At 39.0% G+C, this 18318-nt stretch carries 12 protein-coding genes; 8 read left to right on the top strand and 4 right to left on the bottom strand.

What is annotated here, in order from left to right:
• The first annotated feature begins 70 nt into the window (after window positions 1-70).
• Together pgi and HMPREF3230_RS02720 are read left to right on the top strand one after the other, a co-directional pair.
• Window positions 71-1765 (top strand): glucose-6-phosphate isomerase, encoded by a 1695-nt coding sequence (pgi, locus tag HMPREF3230_RS02725; RefSeq protein WP_075523429.1) that lies wholly within the window; start codon window positions 71-73, stop codon window positions 1763-1765.
• Between the two features lie 469 nt (window positions 1766-2234).
• Window positions 2235-5984, top strand: coding sequence for a BspA family leucine-rich repeat surface protein (locus HMPREF3230_RS02720; RefSeq protein WP_082266245.1), 3750 nt, complete (start codon window positions 2235-2237; stop codon window positions 5982-5984).
• A gap of 9 nt (window positions 5985-5993) precedes the next feature.
• Here the strand turns inward: HMPREF3230_RS02720 and HMPREF3230_RS02715 are convergent, their stop codons facing one another.
• From HMPREF3230_RS02715 to pdxS, 4 genes are all read right to left on the bottom strand, one after another.
• Window positions 5994-6272: a type II toxin-antitoxin system YafQ family toxin gene (locus HMPREF3230_RS02715; protein ID WP_075523428.1), complete on the bottom strand. Its 279-nt coding sequence runs from the start codon at window positions 6270-6272 to the stop codon at window positions 5994-5996.
• 2 nt (window positions 6273-6274) lie between these two features.
• Entirely contained in the window at window positions 6275-6631 is a 357-nt protein-coding gene (locus HMPREF3230_RS02710; RefSeq protein WP_082266244.1) for a type II toxin-antitoxin system RelB/DinJ family antitoxin, read from the bottom strand.
• Between the two features lie 619 nt (window positions 6632-7250).
• On the bottom strand, window positions 7251-7880 hold the full coding sequence (gene pdxT / locus HMPREF3230_RS02705; RefSeq protein WP_075523427.1) for a pyridoxal 5'-phosphate synthase glutaminase subunit PdxT: 630 nt from the start codon (window positions 7878-7880) through the stop codon (window positions 7251-7253).
• Window positions 7877-8812, bottom strand: coding sequence for a pyridoxal 5'-phosphate synthase lyase subunit PdxS (pdxS, locus tag HMPREF3230_RS02700; RefSeq protein ID WP_082266243.1), 936 nt, complete (start codon window positions 8810-8812; stop codon window positions 7877-7879). Before pdxS ends, pdxT begins: the two co-directional genes overlap by 4 nt.
• 585 nt (window positions 8813-9397) lie before the next feature.
• Between pdxS and HMPREF3230_RS02695 the strand changes: the two genes are divergently transcribed.
• The 6 genes from HMPREF3230_RS02695 to HMPREF3230_RS06515 form a co-directional block, all read left to right on the top strand.
• Window positions 9398-11095, top strand: a complete 1698-nt coding sequence (locus HMPREF3230_RS02695) for an ABC transporter substrate-binding protein (protein WP_075523426.1) — start codon at window positions 9398-9400, stop codon at window positions 11093-11095.
• A gap of 201 nt (window positions 11096-11296) precedes the next feature.
• On the top strand, window positions 11297-12268 hold the full coding sequence (locus HMPREF3230_RS02690) for an ABC transporter permease (protein ID WP_075523425.1): 972 nt from the start codon (window positions 11297-11299) through the stop codon (window positions 12266-12268).
• Window positions 12269-12270: 2 nt separating this feature from the next.
• Window positions 12271-13146 (top strand): ABC transporter permease, encoded by an 876-nt coding sequence (locus HMPREF3230_RS02685; RefSeq protein ID WP_075523424.1) that lies wholly within the window; start codon window positions 12271-12273, stop codon window positions 13144-13146.
• The gene (locus HMPREF3230_RS02680) at window positions 13136-14812 is read left to right on the top strand and encodes an ABC transporter ATP-binding protein (protein ID WP_075523423.1); all 1677 of its coding nucleotides are present in this window, start codon (window positions 13136-13138) and stop codon (window positions 14810-14812) included. The genes HMPREF3230_RS02685 and HMPREF3230_RS02680 overlap by 11 nt, the downstream gene beginning before the upstream one ends.
• Before the next feature lie 527 nt (window positions 14813-15339).
• Window positions 15340-17160, top strand: coding sequence for a SpaH/EbpB family LPXTG-anchored major pilin (locus tag HMPREF3230_RS02675; protein ID WP_075523422.1), 1821 nt, complete (start codon window positions 15340-15342; stop codon window positions 17158-17160).
• A gap of 798 nt (window positions 17161-17958) precedes the next feature.
• A partial coding sequence (locus HMPREF3230_RS06515; protein WP_196489635.1) for a hypothetical protein occupies window positions 17959-18318 on the top strand: 360 nt, incomplete at its 3' end.

The raw sequence follows: 18318 nt of genomic DNA, 5'->3' as shown, positions 1-18318 counted from the left end.
AGTCGTCTTATTCAACTGTTGAATAAAACCGAGCATCACGTCACTTCATCAAATATGAAAGGACCTTGAAATGGCCATCAATCCGCCAGTTGACGCCGTAAAAACCCCAGAATGGGCTGCATTAAAGAAGCATTACGACGAGTTGCAGTCAGAAGGCGTCTGCCTGAAGAAGTGGTTTGCAGAGGATGCAAATCGCGTGGATAAGTTGAGCTTCGAAGCTGGAGATCTTCACTTCGATCTTTCTAAGAATTTAATCAAGCCTGAAACTCTTAGGCTTTTTGCTGATCTTGCAAAAGCTGTAAAGCTTGATGAGCGCACAAAGGCTATGTATACAGGTGTGCATATTAACAATACTGAAGATCGCGCTGTATTACACACTGCTTTGCGCCGTCCTGCTGAGGATTCAGGTAAGTTCATTGTAGACGGTCAAGATACTGTTGCAGATGTGCGTGAAGTATTAGGGCGTATTTACGATTTTGCTAATGAAGTTCGTTCTGGCGCTTGGAAAGGCGTTACCGGTAAGAACATTAAGACTGTTGTAAACATTGGTATCGGTGGATCTGATTTAGGTCCAGTGATGGTTTACGAAGCTTTGAAGCCATACGCAGATGCTGGTATTAGCGCTCGCTATGTTTCTAACATTGATCCAAACGATATGGCAGAAAAGACTAAGGATTTGGATCCAGAAACTACGCTTTTCATTATTGTTTCTAAGACTTTCACTACTTTGGAAACTTTGACTAACGCTCGCACTGCTCGTACATGGTTGCTTAACAAGCTTCAAGAGTCTGGTGCTATTGATGGAAGTGACGCTCAAAAGGCTGATGCTGTTGCTAAGCACTTCGTAGCTGTTTCCACAAACTTAGAGAAGGTTGAAGAGTTCGGAATTAACCCAACCAACGCTTTCGGTTTCTGGAGCTGGGTTGGCGGTCGTTACTCTGTGGATTCCGCTGTTGGTACTTCTTTGGCTGTTGTTCTTGGACCTGAGCGCTTTGAGGAGTTCTTGCATGGCTTCCATGCAATCGACACTTACTTCGTTGAGACCCCATTCGAGAAGAATGTTGTAGTTCTTCTTGGTATGCTCAACGTGTGGTATCGCAACTTCTATAAGGTTGCTTCTCACGCTGTGCTTCCATATGATCAGTACTTGCATCGTTTCCCTGCTTATTTGCAGCAGCTCACAATGGAATCTAATGGTAAGTCGGTTCGTTGGGATGGAACTCCTGTAACAAGTGAAACAGGTGAAATCTTCTGGGGTGAGCCAGGAACTAACGGTCAGCACGCTTTCTACCAGTTGATTCACCAGGGCACTCAGCTTATTCCAGCTGATTTCATTGCTTTCGTGAATACGCCAAATCCTACTAAAGATGGCGATCAAGACGTACATGAGCTATTCTTGGGCAACTATCTTGCACAGACTAAGGCTCTTGCTTTCGGTAAGACTGCAGATGAAGTTCGCGCTGAAGGAACTCCAGAAGAGATTGTTCCAGCTCGCGTATTTAGCGGCAATCGTCCAACAACTTCTATCTTCGGTGAGGCTTTGACTCCATTTAGCTTGGGCGAGTTGATTGCTCTCTATGAGCATATTACTTTCGTTGAAGGCACTGTGTGGGGCTTGGATTCCTATGATCAGTGGGGAGTTGAGCTTGGTAAGCAGCTTGCAAAGCAAATTACTCCTGCAATTTCTAAGGATGATGAAGCTTTGGCAGCTCAGGATGCTTCTACTCAAAGCTTGATTCGTTTCTATCGCGCTCATCGCAAGTAAGTTAAGTTACTAGACTGGGGTTGAAATTCGCGTAGATTTTTAGATTTCTTAGCTTGTTTGATTAGCTTGTGAAATCGAATATATCGAGTTTACATAGCTTGAGTTTCAAGTTTATAGTGAAATTCGAAAGTCTATAGTGGATTTCAGCCCCAGTTTTGTATATTTTTTATTCTATTTTTGTAACAAACGCATCAATGGAGATGCGATTGTTATGTTTAATTCTCTAGGTTTAATTTTCTCGTTTAGTTCTCTACGTTTAATTCGCTATGTTTTTTCAAATTTTCTGCGTCTGGTTTTCTATGTTTATTGCTGCATGAATAAATTTCGCTATGCAGATTTATGTTTGTGAGTGTATAATACAAGAAGAGTGTGTAAAGATTGTGTTCGCCGGTGAACTTTCTTGACAGATGCGTTTTGTGCCATGTTTATACGCCGGTAGCGGATTTGTTTACATTTGAGAGGTAGTTTGATGAAGAGGAGTAAGAAGCATCGTATTCTTTCGGCAATCGGCGCCGTTTCGTGTGTAATTTCTATTATTTTAAGCGTAACTGTGTTGCAGGGGCTTGCTTATGCAAACGTAACGAAAAATCCATTGTTTGCTGCTGTATTATCTGCTGTTGCTGAGAATAATAGAGGTCAAAATAAGTCAGGTGAAGGGGGAGTTAAAGGGGAAACTGTTAAGGAAGTGGATAAAGGGGATAAGAATTATAAAGATGGGAATAAAAAAGAAGGTAACAGTGCAGCTAATGGGGTAGCTGGTGAAGAATCTAATGGGGGGGGGTCTGTAGATAACAGCAATGCTGGCAAGGATGCCGGGAAAATTGCTGGTAAAGGTTCTGGCAAAGATGCCAATAAAGATGTCAGTAAAGATGCTGTAAAATCTGGTAAATCTGACAAAAATGCTGACAAAGCTTCTAAAAAAGATAGCAAAGACGCTAAAAAAACTAAGGGTCAAAATCGCGCCTCCGGTGATAGTGAGAAATTAACCCTAGAGCAAGTTAAAGCACTTCCTGCTTGCGTGGCTACTGCCTGGGCAACTAATTCAGATGGAACAATTGGGACTCTTGCAATCGAACCTCCATCCGGAGCAAACAAATGTGCTGTTAGTGCTGATCAACACAGTGATGAGTTTGATGCAATTATAAATGAAATAAAAAAACTTGCTCCTACAGATAGCTCGCTTAGTTTTTACGGTGGCAAAATGTATGCGTACGGGCGTTTGTCAAAATTGGACGGGAAGAATTATGTAGGTCTTTTTTCAGGGAAAAATATTAGTAACATTGATAATATCGAAAAGTTTGATATAAGTTATGTTACAGACATGTCCTATCTTTTTAAGGATTCCTCATTAACTAATCTTAGTTTTTTGAGTGATTGGGATGTGAGCAAAGTTACGAATATGGAGGGCATGTTCGAGGGGTGCACGAATTTAAATGATATTGACGGTTTGAAAGATTGGGATGTGAGCAAGGTTACGAACATGAAGAGCATGTTCTCGGCTGTTATTGCGGACGAAGATAAACGTGATAGTTTTAATCTAGCCGGATATGCAGGTTTGATGAATATTACTTCGCTTGAACCTTTGAAAGACTGGAATGTTAGTAACGTTACGAATATGGATAGCATGTTCGAGGGTTGTGGCAGTCTAGAAGATTTTACTGGTTTGGGAAACTGGAAAACTAAAAAAGTCGAGTCAATGAACAGCATGTTCAGATACTGTATGAATATTGGTAAAAATTTGAATGCGTTTCAAAAGTGGGATGTAAGTAAAGTTACAGGCATGAGGGCAATGTTTGCGGAGACACAGATTCAAAATACTGTTGGCATAGAAGATTGGAATGTCAGTAACGTTACGGCAATGGATGACATGTTTGCAAATTGCTTTAATCTTAACAATATCAATGGATTAGCTAGTTGGAATACAAAAGGTAAGAGCAGCACAAGCAGATTAACTAGCACGTTTAGAATGTTCTATGGATGCAACAATATTAGTAGCATTGAGCCTTTGAAAGATTGGAAGGTTGACAATGTTAAGAATATGCATGATATGTTCAACGGTTGTAGTGGCTTAACGAGTCTTTCATATATAAAAGATTGGAATGTTGGCAATGTTACGAAAATGGATGGCATGTTTAAAGGTTGTAAGGGCTTAAGTAGCCTTTCAGATCTAGCAAACTGGAAGGTTGACAATGTTACTGACATGCATGACATGTTCAACGGTTGTAAGGGCTTAAGTAATCTTTCTGGTCTAGAAAACTGGAATGTTGGCAATGTTACGGATATGAATAGTATGTTCAACGGTTGCGCTGATTCCGACTCTGACACTAAAACTGGATTGACTAATATAAGTGCATTGAGTAATTGGGCAGCAAAGGTTGGCAATGTTACGAACATGTCTGGCATGTTCAGTGGTTGTGAATTGTTGAATAGTATTAGTGATTTGAAAGACTGGAATGTTGACAATGTAACGGATATGCATAACATGTTCAACGGTTGTAAGAGCTTAAGTAGCCTTTCAGATTTAAAAGACTGGAATGTTGGCAATGTTACGAACATGTCTGGCATGTTTGCGGATTGTAAAAAGCTTACTAGTGCAGAGAAGTTGAGTAATTGGGCAACAAAAGTTGGCAATGTTACGAACATGTCTAGCCTGTTTAGTGGTTGTGAATTGCTGGCGAACATTAGTGATTTGAAAGACTGGAAGGTTGACAATGTTACGGATATGAATAGTCTGTTCAGCGGTTGTAAGAGCTTAAGTAGCCTTTCAGATTTAGCAAAATGGAAGGTTGACAATGTTACTGATATGCATGACATGTTCGAGGGGTGTATTGGATTAAGTAATCTTTCAGGTCTAAAAGATTGGAATGTTGGCAATGTTACGAATATGTGTGAAATGTTCAGCCACAGCCTTGCTGAAGGTACTGATAATTTGACTGATATAAGTGCATTGAGTGGTTGGAATGTTAGCAATGTTAAGGACATGTCTAGCATGTTTGCGGATTGCAAATCTCTTACTGGTTCTGCGGATTTGAGCAAGTGGGATATTTCAAAAGTTACGAATCTTAGTTTGATGTTTTCCAATGCAGGAGCCGGAAGCGGCGACAGTCTTGTATTAGATTTCAGCAATAAGACTTTTACAAAGTCGAGTACACCTTTGGTTAATGCTGACCCTGATGATGAGAGCAAACATTACTTTTCTGTTGATAGTATGTTTGATGGTTTTAAAGGCACACTGATTGCGAATAACTTGAAGTCTAGTGGTTTTGAGAATAATCCTGATGATGATCCTATAGCAAAACATTTTGCTAGTGGTGACATATTCTCCATCGATGAGAAGGGTCACAGCAATAATATAGTCGTAACTAATAATGTTACGATTTTAGATACAATTTCAAACGATGATGATCTTAAAAAGATTACATACTACATTCCTGTTAAAGCCAAACTAATGGAGCCTGGCGATATAAAAAATGACAATATGACATGTGATTGCAATAGAGATTTGAGTGGAACTACTTATACGTACTATGTTCCTGCACTGTATAATTCGAGTAATTTAGAGAAGAAACAGGATGAAAAATCGCAGGATTATGCGTACAGAATTGTAAAAAATAGTTTCGCTTCAAAGTTTAGAAGTGCTATAGATTCTCAATCGGGCGAAGTTACTGGTGGCGAGGAACCTGGTGGTGAAGGTGAAGGTGAAAATCCTGATGAAAATCCTGATGAAAGTGAAAGTACTGGAGAAGGTGAAGAACACGATTCTGATTCGCGTAGTGCAAAGTTGAAATCGCGTGTAAAGGAATTGCAATCCGCAATAGAATCGCGATCTGTAACAGATGACGGTGATGAAGGAAGCAAAGAAATCGAAGGAATCGAAGGAGATGCTGGCGAACAGGGCAATGCTTATAAAATCTTGTTTAAGAAGCAAGCTAAAAGCGGTTGTGAATGGAGAGAACTTGGCGATAGTGATGATGCTGTGCCTGTTAGTAATCCAAAGTCGCCTTTGATATTCTTTACTACAACGTACTATTTGGAAACCTTTGTTAAGCCGGTGCCTTTGCCGCATACTGGAGGTCAGTCGGCTGTTATGTTTACGTTCTTGTCTATCGGGCTGTTCTCAATATTCGCTGTTTCCGGTGCGTTTGCTCGTCATGGATGGGTCGAGTCTTTGCTCACCACTGCTTTGGTAACCTTCGGCAAGCGCACTAAACAGCGCTAAATCGGAGCGCTACTCGTTGAACAAGTCAGAGTGCGTTCCTGTGCGAGAAGCTGTTAAAACAAGCTCGTTTTCCTTAATTATGTAAATCAATAGCCAGTCTGATTTTACATTGCATTCGCGGAATCCTAAATATTTTCCTTTAAGAGGATGATCTTGGTACGTTTCGTCAAGAATCTCTTCGTTGCGCAACTTCTCAAGTAATATATCAACAAGATGCGTGTCGTATTCGCGTTTTCTGATTCGCTTCATGTCTTTTTTAAACTGCGAAGTGTATGTTAAAGTAAGCATAATTAGTCTTCCTTAAAAACGTCATCCATCATCTCGGATACTGAGTTATAGCGTTTTGCTGGAATTTTCCCAGATAGAATATCTTCTGCTTCCTTAAACGCGGCGATTGTTTCTTTATTGTATTTTGGCTGTTTTAAGTCGAAGGGGAGTCCTTCTACCATAAGCGATTTGTGTAAGAACATGTTGATTGCTTCGCTAAGAGTTATGCCGAAGCTGTCGAATAATTCTTCTGCTTGCGCTTTAACATCCTTTGTGACGCGCACGTTGATGCTTGCTGTTTTCGCTTTAGCGTTTGATTTCCTTGTTGTTGTTGCGGTTGTTGCAGTTGTTGCTGTTGTTGCAGTTGCGCTGATTGCCATAATATGCTTCCTTATTTTATTAGTTTTACTAGTTTTTATTAGAGTTTATAAAAACTCGCAATTGTTTGTATTGTTCAGTGTTCAGTATTTAGAGTTCAGTATTAGTATGAGTATTTAACATTTCAGTAAATACTCAATTCATTTGTTATTCATTCTACAATGTATTGCAAAGTTTTACAATGCACAATAAGCGTTTTACATCGTATTACAATCGCATTACGTTTGCTGCATGTGTATGTTTTTGTGCAACTTACATAAAATTCAAAGTTTTTGAATCTCACGTTAAAAACTTCTGGATTTTGGAAAGTTTTTGAATTCTATTTCAAAAACTTATAGATTTTGATGACTTTTTGACGTCTGTGTTAAAAAGTGTGTTAGCTATGGTGCGCTGAAGACCTGCCTAAGCGCATTAGTGAGCCTGGAGTTGTATAACGTATTTCAAGCTCTTCAGTGCACGCTATATCGCAGTGCTCAGGCAGGTCGTAGCGCATCGTAATAATAACCGAATTCCCAATGAATTCCCACACAAATCTGCCCTGCTTTCGTCAATTGAGAAGAAGGCAGACCTCGCTTGCGTTGAAAGCACACTGTGCTTTCAACGCTGAGCAACTCGGAGCGCTTACAGATCTAAGAAAATCTGGTGAATTCTCGTATCTGTATCAAGCTCTGGGTGGAATGATGTTCCGATTTGGTTTCCTTGACGAGCTGCAACAATATGATTATCAACACTTGCAAGAACCTCAACGTCATCGCCGACTTCTGCAATATAAGGCGCGCGAATAAAAGTCATAGGTACTTTGCCAATGTTTATCGAAGTTTTATCGCTTCCAAAATCAGATTCGCAATGAAAACTTCCAAGTTGACGTCCATAAGCATTGCGCTTAACTGTAACGTCTAAAGTGTTGAATCCGGTTATTTTATTGCCTTTTGAATCGCCTTGTACGCTTTTAGCAAGCAATATCAGTCCTGCACAAGTTCCAAGAACTGGCATGCCGTTAGCAATGCGATTTTTCAAAGGTTCAAGCATGTTTTGTTCTAGAAGAAGCTTTGATTGCACAGTGCTTTCTCCGCCTGGTAAAACAAGTGAGTCAAAATCTTGTTCTAAATCGCGTTCTTGACGAAGTTCAATAACATGCGCTCCCAGTTTTTCTAACATCAATCTGTGTTCAAGAAAAGCGCCTTGAACTGCCAAAATTGCTACAGTGCGAGCATTATTAGATGTGTTAATAGGGGAGTTTGTCAAAATCATTCGCCTCTTTCAGCCATTAAAATCTTGATTTCCTGTTCGTTAATACCGACCATAGCTTCGCCCAAATTCTCGGAAAGTTTCGCAATCATCTTAGCATCTTTGTAGTTAGTAACGGATTTTACGATTGCTGCAGCTCGCTTTGCTGGATCTCCAGACTTAAATATTCCAGATCCAACGAACACTCCTTCAGCTCCAAGTTGCATCATCAAAGCAGCATCTGCAGGGGTAGCAACTCCACCTGCAGCGAAGTTTACTACAGGTAACTTTCCGTTTTGAGCAACGTATTTAACTAATTCAAATGGAACGCGCAAAGTCTTCGCTTCTTCGAAAAGTTCATCTTCACGCATGCTTGTGAGCTTGCGAATAGCTGAATTCATCATACGCATATGTCGTACTGCTTGAATTACGTCTCCTGTGCCTGGTTCACCTTTAGTGCGAATCATAGAAGCACCTTCGTTAATTCGGCGCAAAGCTTCGCCTAAATCTTTAGCTCCGCAAACGAAAGGTACTGCAAAATCACGCTTGTTAATATGATAAACATCGTCTGCTGGGCTAAGTACTTCACTTTCGTCAATGTAATCAATTTCAATTGCTTCAAGAACTTGAGCTTCAACAAAGTGTCCGATTCTGCATTTTGCCATAACAGGAATAGACACTGCGTCTTGAATTCCATGAATCATAGCAGGATCGCTCATGCGTGAAACTCCGCCTGCTGCTCGAATATCTGCAGGAATACGCTCTAACGCCATAACTGCGCAAGCTCCAGAATCTTCAGCAATTCTTGCTTGTTCTGGAGTTGTTACGTCCATAATCACGCCGCCTTTAAGCATTTGCGCTAGTTGGCGATTCAACGCAGTGCGGTCTTCGCAATTGCGATTTTGCGGATCTGAGGATTCGTTCACAGTTACTGTAGTATTCAAGTTTTCAGACATTATTCCTCGCTTTAGACTTTCTTTTTACGAATCTTTTACACGCGCTGGCTTCATGAAACTTGCATGCTAGATGCGTGCATATAATGCGTTTAAAAGTTTACGCTATGTTGGCATTTAAGCACATTCGTAGGATATACCCTTGTTAATACTACAACTTTATGTACACTACGAATTTTTCTACGTTAAAAAATATGCGGATTTAAGTTTATGTATATTTCTTCTGTATTTCTATTTGGACTCGCCAATAACAATCATGACATGCTAATGGTCTACGATTTAATAAAGCCGTTGACTTAAACAAATGCGCTAAAATACCAATTTTGGCTTGGCTTCATGATTAGAAAAGCTTCAGCTTTGCTTTTTGATTATTGGTGATTTATTGCGTATCTGCTAAGCAGCGAGCAAATTAAGATAATTAAAAATAAAAAGATAACTAAAAAGTAAGAAGAGATAACTAAAGATAGTTAAAAAATAGTTAGAAATAACTAAAGATAGTTAGAAATAACTAAAGATAGAGATAACTAAAAATAACTAAAAATAGTTGGAAATAATTAAATAAGTATGCCATTTAGAAAGGTTTATGGTATGTGTGACGAAAAGCACGAAGAAGGCGCGCACATTGAAAATGACGCGACCGAAGTATTTTCTGATTTCAAATCGCCTAAATCAGATTTACAATCGGAAAACTACAGCGATTCTAGTACCGATGAATCTTTGAGAATGAAAGAAAAATCATCAAAGATGCATTCGAAACGTAAACTAGCAAAAGGCTGGACTTTCACATTAGCTCTTGTAACTATTGTGATTGTGAGTTCTATTTTTGCAACGTTCACAACTAACAATAATTCTCGTAATAACAACGCTAATGGAGTAATTTCTACAAAAACAGTGTCGATTGGTCTTAAGCTAGCTCCTACAAATCTTGATATTAGAAATCAATCTGGCTCATCTCTAGATCAGCTTCTTATTGGCAATGTTTATGAAGGATTAGTAGCTAGAAATTCTAAGAATCAAGTTTCTGCATCTTTAGCTAAAAGTTGGAATGTTAGTAAAGATGGCTTAACTTACACTTTCAACATTCGTAAAGGCGCTATGTTTTCTAATGGTCACAAGCTAACTGCAAAAGATGCGCAGTGGTCTTTTAATGAGCTTGTGTCTAAAAAGTATCGCGGATCAAACATGGTTGGAAAAGTTGAGTCAGCGAAAGCAAAAGACGATTACACGTTTGAAATCAAGCTTAAAGAGCCTAATTCAAAGCTTTTATGGGCTTTATGTGGTCGTGCTGGATTAGTTTTCGATAAACTCGCAAAGTATGATCCGAAAACTCAAGCTATTGGATCGGGTCCGTATTTAGTTGAAAAATTTATGCCAAACGATCGCGTAGTTTTAGAAGCAAATCCTCGTTATAACGGTGTAAATCATGCTAAAACTAAGAAAATAGTTTTAAGATATTTTGTAGACGATAATGCTGCAATTGACGCTTTATCTTCTGATGCTGTACAAGCTTTAGCTCCTATTTCAGCACAGCTTTCTAAGCCTTTTAAAGATGATTCTAAAAAGTATGACGTTCGCTCGGGGGACGGTACAGATAAGTTCGTTCTTGCTATGAATATGAAAGGAAAGTATACGAAAGATAAGCGCATTCGGCGCGCAATTCGTTATGCAATAGATCACAAGCAAATTATCGCATCTCGTGGAGGTGACGATTTACCTCTTGCTGGTCCTATTCCTCGTCTTGACCCAGGTTATGAAGATTTGACGAAACTTTATACTCATGACGTTAAGCGTGCAAAATCTTTAATGAAGGAAGCTGGTTTTGACGAATCAAATCCTCTTTCTCTAACTCTCACATATCCGAATATTTATGGAACGCAAATAGGCGATCAGTTGCGCTCGCAATTAAAGCCTGTTGGAATAAATCTTAAGGTTAATGTTGTTGAGTTTACTACTTGGTTACAAGACGTGTATAAGAATAAGCAATACGATTTGTCTATGGTGGATCATAATGAAAGCCATGATTTTGGTCAGTGGGCTGATCCTACTTACTACTACGGCTATGATAATAAGCTAGTTCAAGATTTGTATGCTAAAGCAATGCTTAGTACGGATTCTAAAGAGTCGTACAATTTGCTTGCAAAAGCTGCGCGTATTGTTAGCGAAGATGCTCCTGCAGATTGGCTGTTTAATTATCGCGTGACGACTGCGAAAGTGAAGAATCTTGAAGGTATGCCTTTTGATATGAATCAAGAGGTTTTGCCATTGTATAATTTGCGTCTTGTTTGAGTTTGACGGCGAATTTTCCGCGAATTTTCCGCGAATTTGCTGGTGTGTTTTCTGTTGCAAACGCATCTGCTGGCGAGTAGCGAATAACGAGTTTGTTAGCGCGTTCATTCATGATTTTGAGCGCGCTAGCAAATTTGTTTAGCGTAAAGATGGTCAAAAAGATGGTCAAGATGTTTATTTGCTTGCTATAGGGGTATATTCATGTTGCGTATGATATTTGTGCGAATTCTACTTTTTATAGTTGCTCTGTTTTTCCTATCTATAGCAATATTTTTTGCATTGCGTGTGCTTCCAGGCGATGTAGCTCAAGTTATGGCTGGCTTAAATGCGCCTTCAGGAAAAGTTGAACAATTGCGAGCAGAACTTGGATTAGATAAGCCGTTATGGGTTCAATACATTAGCTGGCTTACTAGTGTTTTGCGTGGTGATTTTGGTGTATCAATGCTTACAGGTAAATCTGTTACTAGTATGATTGCGTCTAGAGCAGCAATTACTTTCCCTTTGATTTTATTAGGTCTTATTATTGCGCTTGTAATTGGCATACCGATGGGCTGCTGGCAAGTTATACGGATAGGTAGATTAGCTCAATCTTTTGCTCGTTTTGTTGCGTTGACTGCTGGCTGTGTACCTGCTTTATGGGGTGGAATGTTAATTATTCTTTTACTTGGTAAGGGTATTGGAATTATTGGTATTTTGCCTACTCAAGGTTTTCCTACAGATGGTTGGCAAGATTTTCCTTCCTGCTTCCTTTCTTTAATTTTGCCTGCTCTAACAGTTGGAATTATAGTTGGATCTAGTTTTATGCGATATACAGCTGCAATTCTTACAGATATTATGCAAAGTGAAGTTTCATCTCAAGCTATGGCTTGTGGAATGACTAGAAAACAGGTTATTTGGAAAGTTGCTTTAAGGCTTGCTATGCCACAGCTAGTTTCTGTTATTGGTTTGACTTTCGCACACATGGTTATGGGTGTGATGGTTATTGAAAACCTGTTCTCTTTACCGGGGATGGGTATGGGTTTGGTTCGCGATGTTGGATTGCGAGATTTGATTTTAGTTCAAAGTGAGCTGTTTATGCTTGCATCATTTTTCTTAATTATTGGGTTTGCAATTGATATATCTCATCGTTTGCTTGATTCTAGATTTGCTAATAATCAGAAAGTGAGCGAATAATAATGTTTAAGCTTTTTAATGCGATTTGGCGCTCAAGTTGCGGAAAATTTGTTTGCATAGTTTTAAGCTCATGGGTGTTAATAGCGCTAATTTCTATATTCTGGACTCCATATTCTTTACTAGAAACAAACGGATTTAGTGTATGGAACAAGCCGTCTTTTTCGCATTGGCTAGGCACGGATGGGGCAGGTGCAGATATTCTCAGCCATCTTATGGCAGGCTCTAGAACTGAACTTCTAATAGTAATTTGCACAATATGTGTTTCTACGTTAGTTGGATTTTCATTACTTTTATTAATGATTGCAAAATCGCATTTAATTCAAGGAGTTTCACTAATAATCGTTGATGCGCTAATTTCAATACCAACTGTGTTAATCGCGCTTATGTTAGCTGTGCCGTTAGGAACAACTGTTATTGTGATCATACTTGCATGTGGTATTGGTTATGGTTTTAATCTTGCTCGTATTGTGCTTCCAAGTGCGCAACTTGTTTTGCAATCTGATTATGTTTCTTTCGCAATTTCTAAAGGTTCTTCTAGAAATCGTGTGATTTTACGTCATGTTTTGCCTAATATTATGCCTGTTTGTTTAGTTCAGATCTCTCTTTCTGCAGGAACTGTGATTTTAGCTGAAAGTGGATTAACGTATCTTGGTGTTGGAGTTCCATCTGGTGTTGCAAGTTGGGGGCGTGTTCTTGCAACTTCTCTAACTCTTATTCATGTGAATCCTCTAGCTGTTTTGTGGCCTGGATTGATAGTTACTCTAGTAGTTGTTGCTTTAAATCTTTTAGGTGATTCTTTGCGCGAGGCTTTGACTCCTGAATCACAAAAATCTTTGCATAATAATGATTTATCTTTAAAGGATCAAAATGAGCGTTGATATTAAAAATCTTAGTGTTGATTTAAATGGCGTTCGATTATTAGATAATGTAACTCTTGAAGTAAAAGATGGCGAGCGCGTTGGATTAGTTGGATCAACTGGTTCAGGAAAGTCTATGCTTCTTCGCGCAATCACAGGATTATTGCCTAAAAATGCTGAAATTTCAGGTTCTTTAATTGTTGGAACTAAGCAAGTAGTTGGTGCTAAAGATGAGGATTTGGCGCTTATGCGTGGAAAATACGTTGGAGTAGTTTTTCAGCAAGCTAATCGCGCACTTAATCCTTTGCTAAGCGTTGAACAACAAGTTTCTTTACCTCTTTTAATGCACTATAATTTGGATTCGCATGATGTTCACGATCGCGTTATTTCAATGCTTCAGAAAGTTGGATTATCAAGCAAATTAGCTTCTAAACGCACGTATGAGCTTTCAGGTGGACAGCAGCAGAGAGTGGGTATTGCAACAGCTTTAATTACTTATCCGCGTCTAATTTTGGCAGATGAGCCAACTACTGCACTTGATTGTGTAACTCAACGCGATGTTTTGAATATTCTCACTTCGCTTGTGGACGATATGGGCGCGTCTATGCTTTTCGTGACTCATGATTTTTCTGTGCTTTCGCATGCTGTTAATCGTTGCTATGTGCTTGATTCTTCTCGTGTGGTTGATAGCGCGAAAGTTAAAGATTTGCTTGAAAATCCAAGCGTTAAGTCTACTAAGCAATTAGTGTATGCTGCTAGAAAGTTGAGTTTAAGCGGTGCTGGAGTCGGCGGTGGTGTTTGGTGTAGAGGTGTTGTTGGTGGTGCTGCTGGAAGTATAGTGGCTAATGATACTCGTGCTACTGAGTGTAGCTCTGTTAAAAATTCTGCTGAAAGTAGTCCTGCTGAAAGTAATTCTGCTAAATGCTCTCTTATTTGTGCAAAAAATATTCATGTTAAATTTGGGAAAAGCAAAAATTGTAGTGAAGTTTTAAGCGGAGTTGATTTAGAGCTTAACTCTGGTGAATCTTTAGCTATTATCGGAGGATCTGGAAGCGGCAAAACTACGCTTATTAAAGCATTACTAGGATTGCAAGAAACATCATCTGGAAGTATTACGTATGATTGCGAAAGCATAAAAAATAGTGTGTCCAAGCTTCGAAAAGAATCATCTCTAGTATTTCAACATCCTTTTGCGTCTTTAGATCCTAAGTGGACTGTTCAAGAAAGCGTTGCAGAACCGTTAGAAATTTGGAAAAAACAATTACATATTGATTCAACTTCAATACACTCAAAAGTTAAGCTTGCATTAAAAACAGTAGGATTAGATCCGCTAATTTTCGCTAAAAAGTATCCTTTCGAGCTTTCAGGTGGTCAAGCTCAGTGCGTTGCTATTGCTAGAGCGCTAATATCTAATCCGCGTATTCTAGTTGCAGATGAGCCGATGAGTGCTATTGACGTTGCAGAACGAATGCGAATATTAGATGTTTTTACAAAAGTTCGCTGCGAGAATAAAAACATGACGTGTATTTTTGTGAGCCACGATTTAGGAATGATTCAATATTTAGCAACACGAGTTATTGTTCTTAACGAAGGTAAAGTAGTTGAGTCTGGAAGAGTCAATGAAGTGTTGAACAATCCTAAGCATGCGTATACGAAATCTCTTATAAAAGCTGCAACGCTATACTAGCTTTGAACAGTTATAGCCAAGCTTCCTCGCATTAAGCTTACCTTTGTTGTTTAGTGTTGTACGGATTACGCTAAACGTAATCCGGTGCGCGATTGCGTGGAAAGCGCACTGTGCTTTCCACTTTGAGCAATCGCTTTCGCATCGATTTGCTTTTTCATGCTACGCTTTAAATGAAAAAGCAAGGCGATGCGACACTCCATTTGTTATTTGGTTTTATTATTTTTTACGATTTTATTATTTAAAAACGTTGATATTACTAACAAAACTGTGGGGGGGGGTATTCATTTGTTAGTATTAGTAAGCATTTGTTTATGATTTTTAGTTTAAATTTGTCCATCTTTTTAGTAGGCTAGTTAGTGTGTTAAAGGTCAAAAGTGTGCGTTTGACCTATAGCAGGTAGTCATACTGTAAATACGAACAGTTTATACATTGTTTGCGCTTACTCTAATTACTTTGTAATTATGACTATTTGAATTTTAAAAGATAAACAAATTTCACATGAAATTTGTGCGTAAAAGAGAGGGAACATGCGTTTAACAACAATCCCGTTAAAGCGCGCTGCAGCTGTGTTAGCTACAGTTTGCACATTAGGAACATTTTGCATTGCAGGATCAATTGCATACGCTGGAAATGAAAATACAGGCACTGTAGCTGATGCAGGTGCAAATACTGCAAACATCCAAAAGAAAACTACTTCTATTACTATCCACAAGTATGAAGGTCCTTCAATAACTAAAACTGGTTTTAAGCCTAACGGAACTGATATGACCGATGCTTTGAACGGAGAGGGTAACAAGCCACTTAAAGGCGTTCAATTTACGCTTTACAAAGTAACTCTTACTGCCGGCAAAACTGAAGATGATAATAAGATTGATTTATCTACGCCAGAAGGTTGGAAGAGGATTGAGGATCTTAAGAACCTTCAGGGCGACACATCAAGCTTCTTCACAGGGGAACATGCTAAATTCACTAAGACTCAAGTTGGTAAAGCTCAAGAAACTAATGAAAAAGGTGTAGTCGAGTTCAAAGATCTTGATGAATCGCTTTACTACGTTGAAGAAACTAGCACAGCAAACGCTCAAAAGGATTTTGCTACTGAAGCAAACAAACATGATTGGAAGCCTGTAACTGTTACTGTTAAGACTGATCCATTCTTCGTAACTACTCCATTGTCTCACAAGACTAAAGACTCATGGGAATGGCTATATAACGTTCACGTGTTCCCAAAGAACGATGTAAACAAAGAAACTCCTACTAAGACTGCATCGGATCCAAACAAGTACTACGTTGACGAAAAGGGCAACACTGTGATTCCATGGAATATTTCTATTCCTCTGTCAGCTCCTTCTGAAGGTAAAGCGTATAAGAAGATTGGTTTCGTTGATTCTCTTCCAGCAGGCTTGAAGTATTCAAGCGTAACTGGCGTAAATCTTGTTAAAGTTCAAAAGAAGGCTGCTGAAAATCAAACGCCTACTTCTACACCTATACCGTTGAGTCCTAAAACGGCTACTCAACAAGGATATTATGAAGCTAAGAACGATAATGGCAAAGTTACCTTTAACCTTACTGCAGACGGTCTTGCTAAGATTACTAAGATTGACGATTACACGTACACGTTGAAAGTCACTTTAAACACTAGTGTTACTAAGGGAACAAAGAACTTCACTAACTTTATTACCGGCTGGATTGACGACAGCAAGATTGGTGATGGTGACGAAAATACCCCATGCGTTCCAACTGAAGATGATTCACATAAGTGCGATAATAATCCTCACGGATCTTCTCACTTTGCTACTTTGAAGATTACCAAGGTTGCAATAGACGCAGACGGTAAGAACACCGATAAGAAATTAAAGGGTGCTAAGTTCGCTATCTATTCTGTGAAAGACCAATCTATTGAATTAACTAGTATAAAAGATTCAGCAACTTTGACTCAATACACTACTCCAGTTAAGACTGGTGTCACTGGCAATGATCAGTTGACAATTGAAACCGGTGATGACGGAACTGCAACTGTTGATTTGTTTATTGGCAACGATAAGACTACAAGCAGGAAGTACTGCTTAGTTGAAACTGATGCTCCTGCAGGTTTCAAGAAGGATCCAGCTCCTCATTGCTATAACGTTGAGGAAGAAACTAAGACCAATGTAACTGCTGACAAACCTGTTGCTGATGCTAATTCTAAAACTATTGGCAACGATCAGGCAACTGCATTGGACAAGATCCTTGCAGCATTGCCAATGACTGGTGCTCGCGGATTGTTGATTTTGACTGTTTGCGGCATCGTTGGCTTGGGCGGCACATTCTTCTACATCGTGTTGAAGCGCCGCAAAGAGCAGAATGCTTAAGTAGTTCACATTCGATGTGGTAGTTGAATAATCTTTAACTACCACACTTGATTTCGCGTAAATACACAAACTTGGCTTTAAAAAAATTCGACTCTGAATTAAAATGCGAGTCAAGTTTGTGTACTAGCGAAGTGAGCAATAACACTTATATAAACGCTTATACTGTTCTTGAAATCAAGCTAGAAAAACTATGATTTGCTTTAGTGCTTTGCTTTAGTGCTTTGCCTGCGCAATAGTCAGTTTTGCCTGATTTTTAGTTAGTTTCAGTCAAGTTTTGTTTGCTGTATAACAAGTTTTGCTGTTTTCTTACATAAGTCTTGCTTGTTGTGGGCGAAGCTTTGCCATTTTGCAAAACGCTTCGCTTGCAGAAACAACACAGTTTTACTTTGCATAACGCAATTAGGCTGCTTTCTGCTCGCGCTGAACAGAATTGTTGTTGCACACTGATTACTGGCTGGTTTTTAGTTGTTAGCTGATGACTGTTGCTAGTTAGTTGCTAGTTAGTTACTAGTTGAAGGTTACTGGCTGTTAGTAAGTTGAAGAAATTTACTAAAAGTGAATAATTTTCGTTGTCGCTCACTAAATAAGTAGTTTTAAGTGTATTACTATAAGTTTTTTACGAATCTTTTAGTGATTCTGTTAGCAAAGCTTTTATTAGTGAAACTGTCAGTAATTTTGTCAGCGAAGCTTTTAGCAATTCTTTTAGTGAAACTTTAAGCAAAACTTTAATGAATTTTAATAAGTACGCGTTGCTTTGCGCGTATGGGTTGGTTGTGCGTTGGAGCGCATTTAAGAATTATGAGAATGTTTAAGTTAAGTGAAGTAATGAGCAGCATTAGGACGATTACGCGAGATGCTTTCGCCTTTATAAGTGCGCGTGCCCAAAGTATAGCTAAAACTATTCTTATTTGTGTGATTTCGGTTGCGATGTGGCTTCCGATGTGCATTGCTCCAAGCACTGCTATTGCTAGTGAAACTGTTGTATCTAAAGCAAACGATTCTAAAACTAGTGCGTCTAGCTCGTCTTCTTCATCCAATTCTTCTCGTTCGTCTGATTCTACTGATTCGTCCACTTCTTCAACTTCGTCTTCTAATTCTTCCGACTCTTCTAAATCGTCCAGCTCTTCCGATTCCTCCGATAGTTCAAACGCTGTATCT

Origin of the sequence: Gardnerella vaginalis (genome assembly GCF_001563665.1) — a bacterium.
Taxonomy (GTDB): Bacteria; Actinomycetota; Actinomycetes; order Actinomycetales; family Bifidobacteriaceae; genus Bifidobacterium; species Bifidobacterium vaginale_A.
The sequence above is the reverse complement of the archived record's forward strand: the minus strand, read 5'-3'. Positions and strand labels throughout refer to the sequence as shown.

What these genes read in the sequence shown, in the direction of transcription:
- pgi (WP_075523429.1), top strand. Translation starts at nt 71, where the DNA reads ATGGCCATCAATCCGCCAGTTGACGCCGTAAAAACCCCAGAATGGGCT.
- HMPREF3230_RS02720 (WP_082266245.1), top strand. Translation starts at nt 2,235, where the DNA reads ATGAAGAGGAGTAAGAAGCATCGTATTCTTTCGGCAATCGGCGCCGTT.
- HMPREF3230_RS02715 (WP_075523428.1), bottom strand. Translation starts at nt 6,272, where the DNA reads ATGCTTACTTTAACATACACTTCGCAGTTTAAAAAAGACATGAAGCGA.
- HMPREF3230_RS02710 (WP_082266244.1), bottom strand. Translation starts at nt 6,631, where the DNA reads ATGGCAATCAGCGCAACTGCAACAACAGCAACAACTGCAACAACCGCA.
- pdxT (WP_075523427.1), bottom strand. Translation starts at nt 7,880, where the DNA reads ATGATTTTGACAAACTCCCCTATTAACACATCTAATAATGCTCGCACT.
- pdxS (WP_082266243.1), bottom strand. Translation starts at nt 8,812, where the DNA reads ATGTCTGAAAACTTGAATACTACAGTAACTGTGAACGAATCCTCAGAT.
- HMPREF3230_RS02695 (WP_075523426.1), top strand. Translation starts at nt 9,398, where the DNA reads ATGTGTGACGAAAAGCACGAAGAAGGCGCGCACATTGAAAATGACGCG.
- HMPREF3230_RS02690 (WP_075523425.1), top strand. Translation starts at nt 11,297, where the DNA reads ATGTTGCGTATGATATTTGTGCGAATTCTACTTTTTATAGTTGCTCTG.
- HMPREF3230_RS02685 (WP_075523424.1), top strand. Translation starts at nt 12,271, where the DNA reads ATGTTTAAGCTTTTTAATGCGATTTGGCGCTCAAGTTGCGGAAAATTT.
- HMPREF3230_RS02680 (WP_075523423.1), top strand. Translation starts at nt 13,136, where the DNA reads ATGAGCGTTGATATTAAAAATCTTAGTGTTGATTTAAATGGCGTTCGA.
- HMPREF3230_RS02675 (WP_075523422.1), top strand. Translation starts at nt 15,340, where the DNA reads ATGCGTTTAACAACAATCCCGTTAAAGCGCGCTGCAGCTGTGTTAGCT.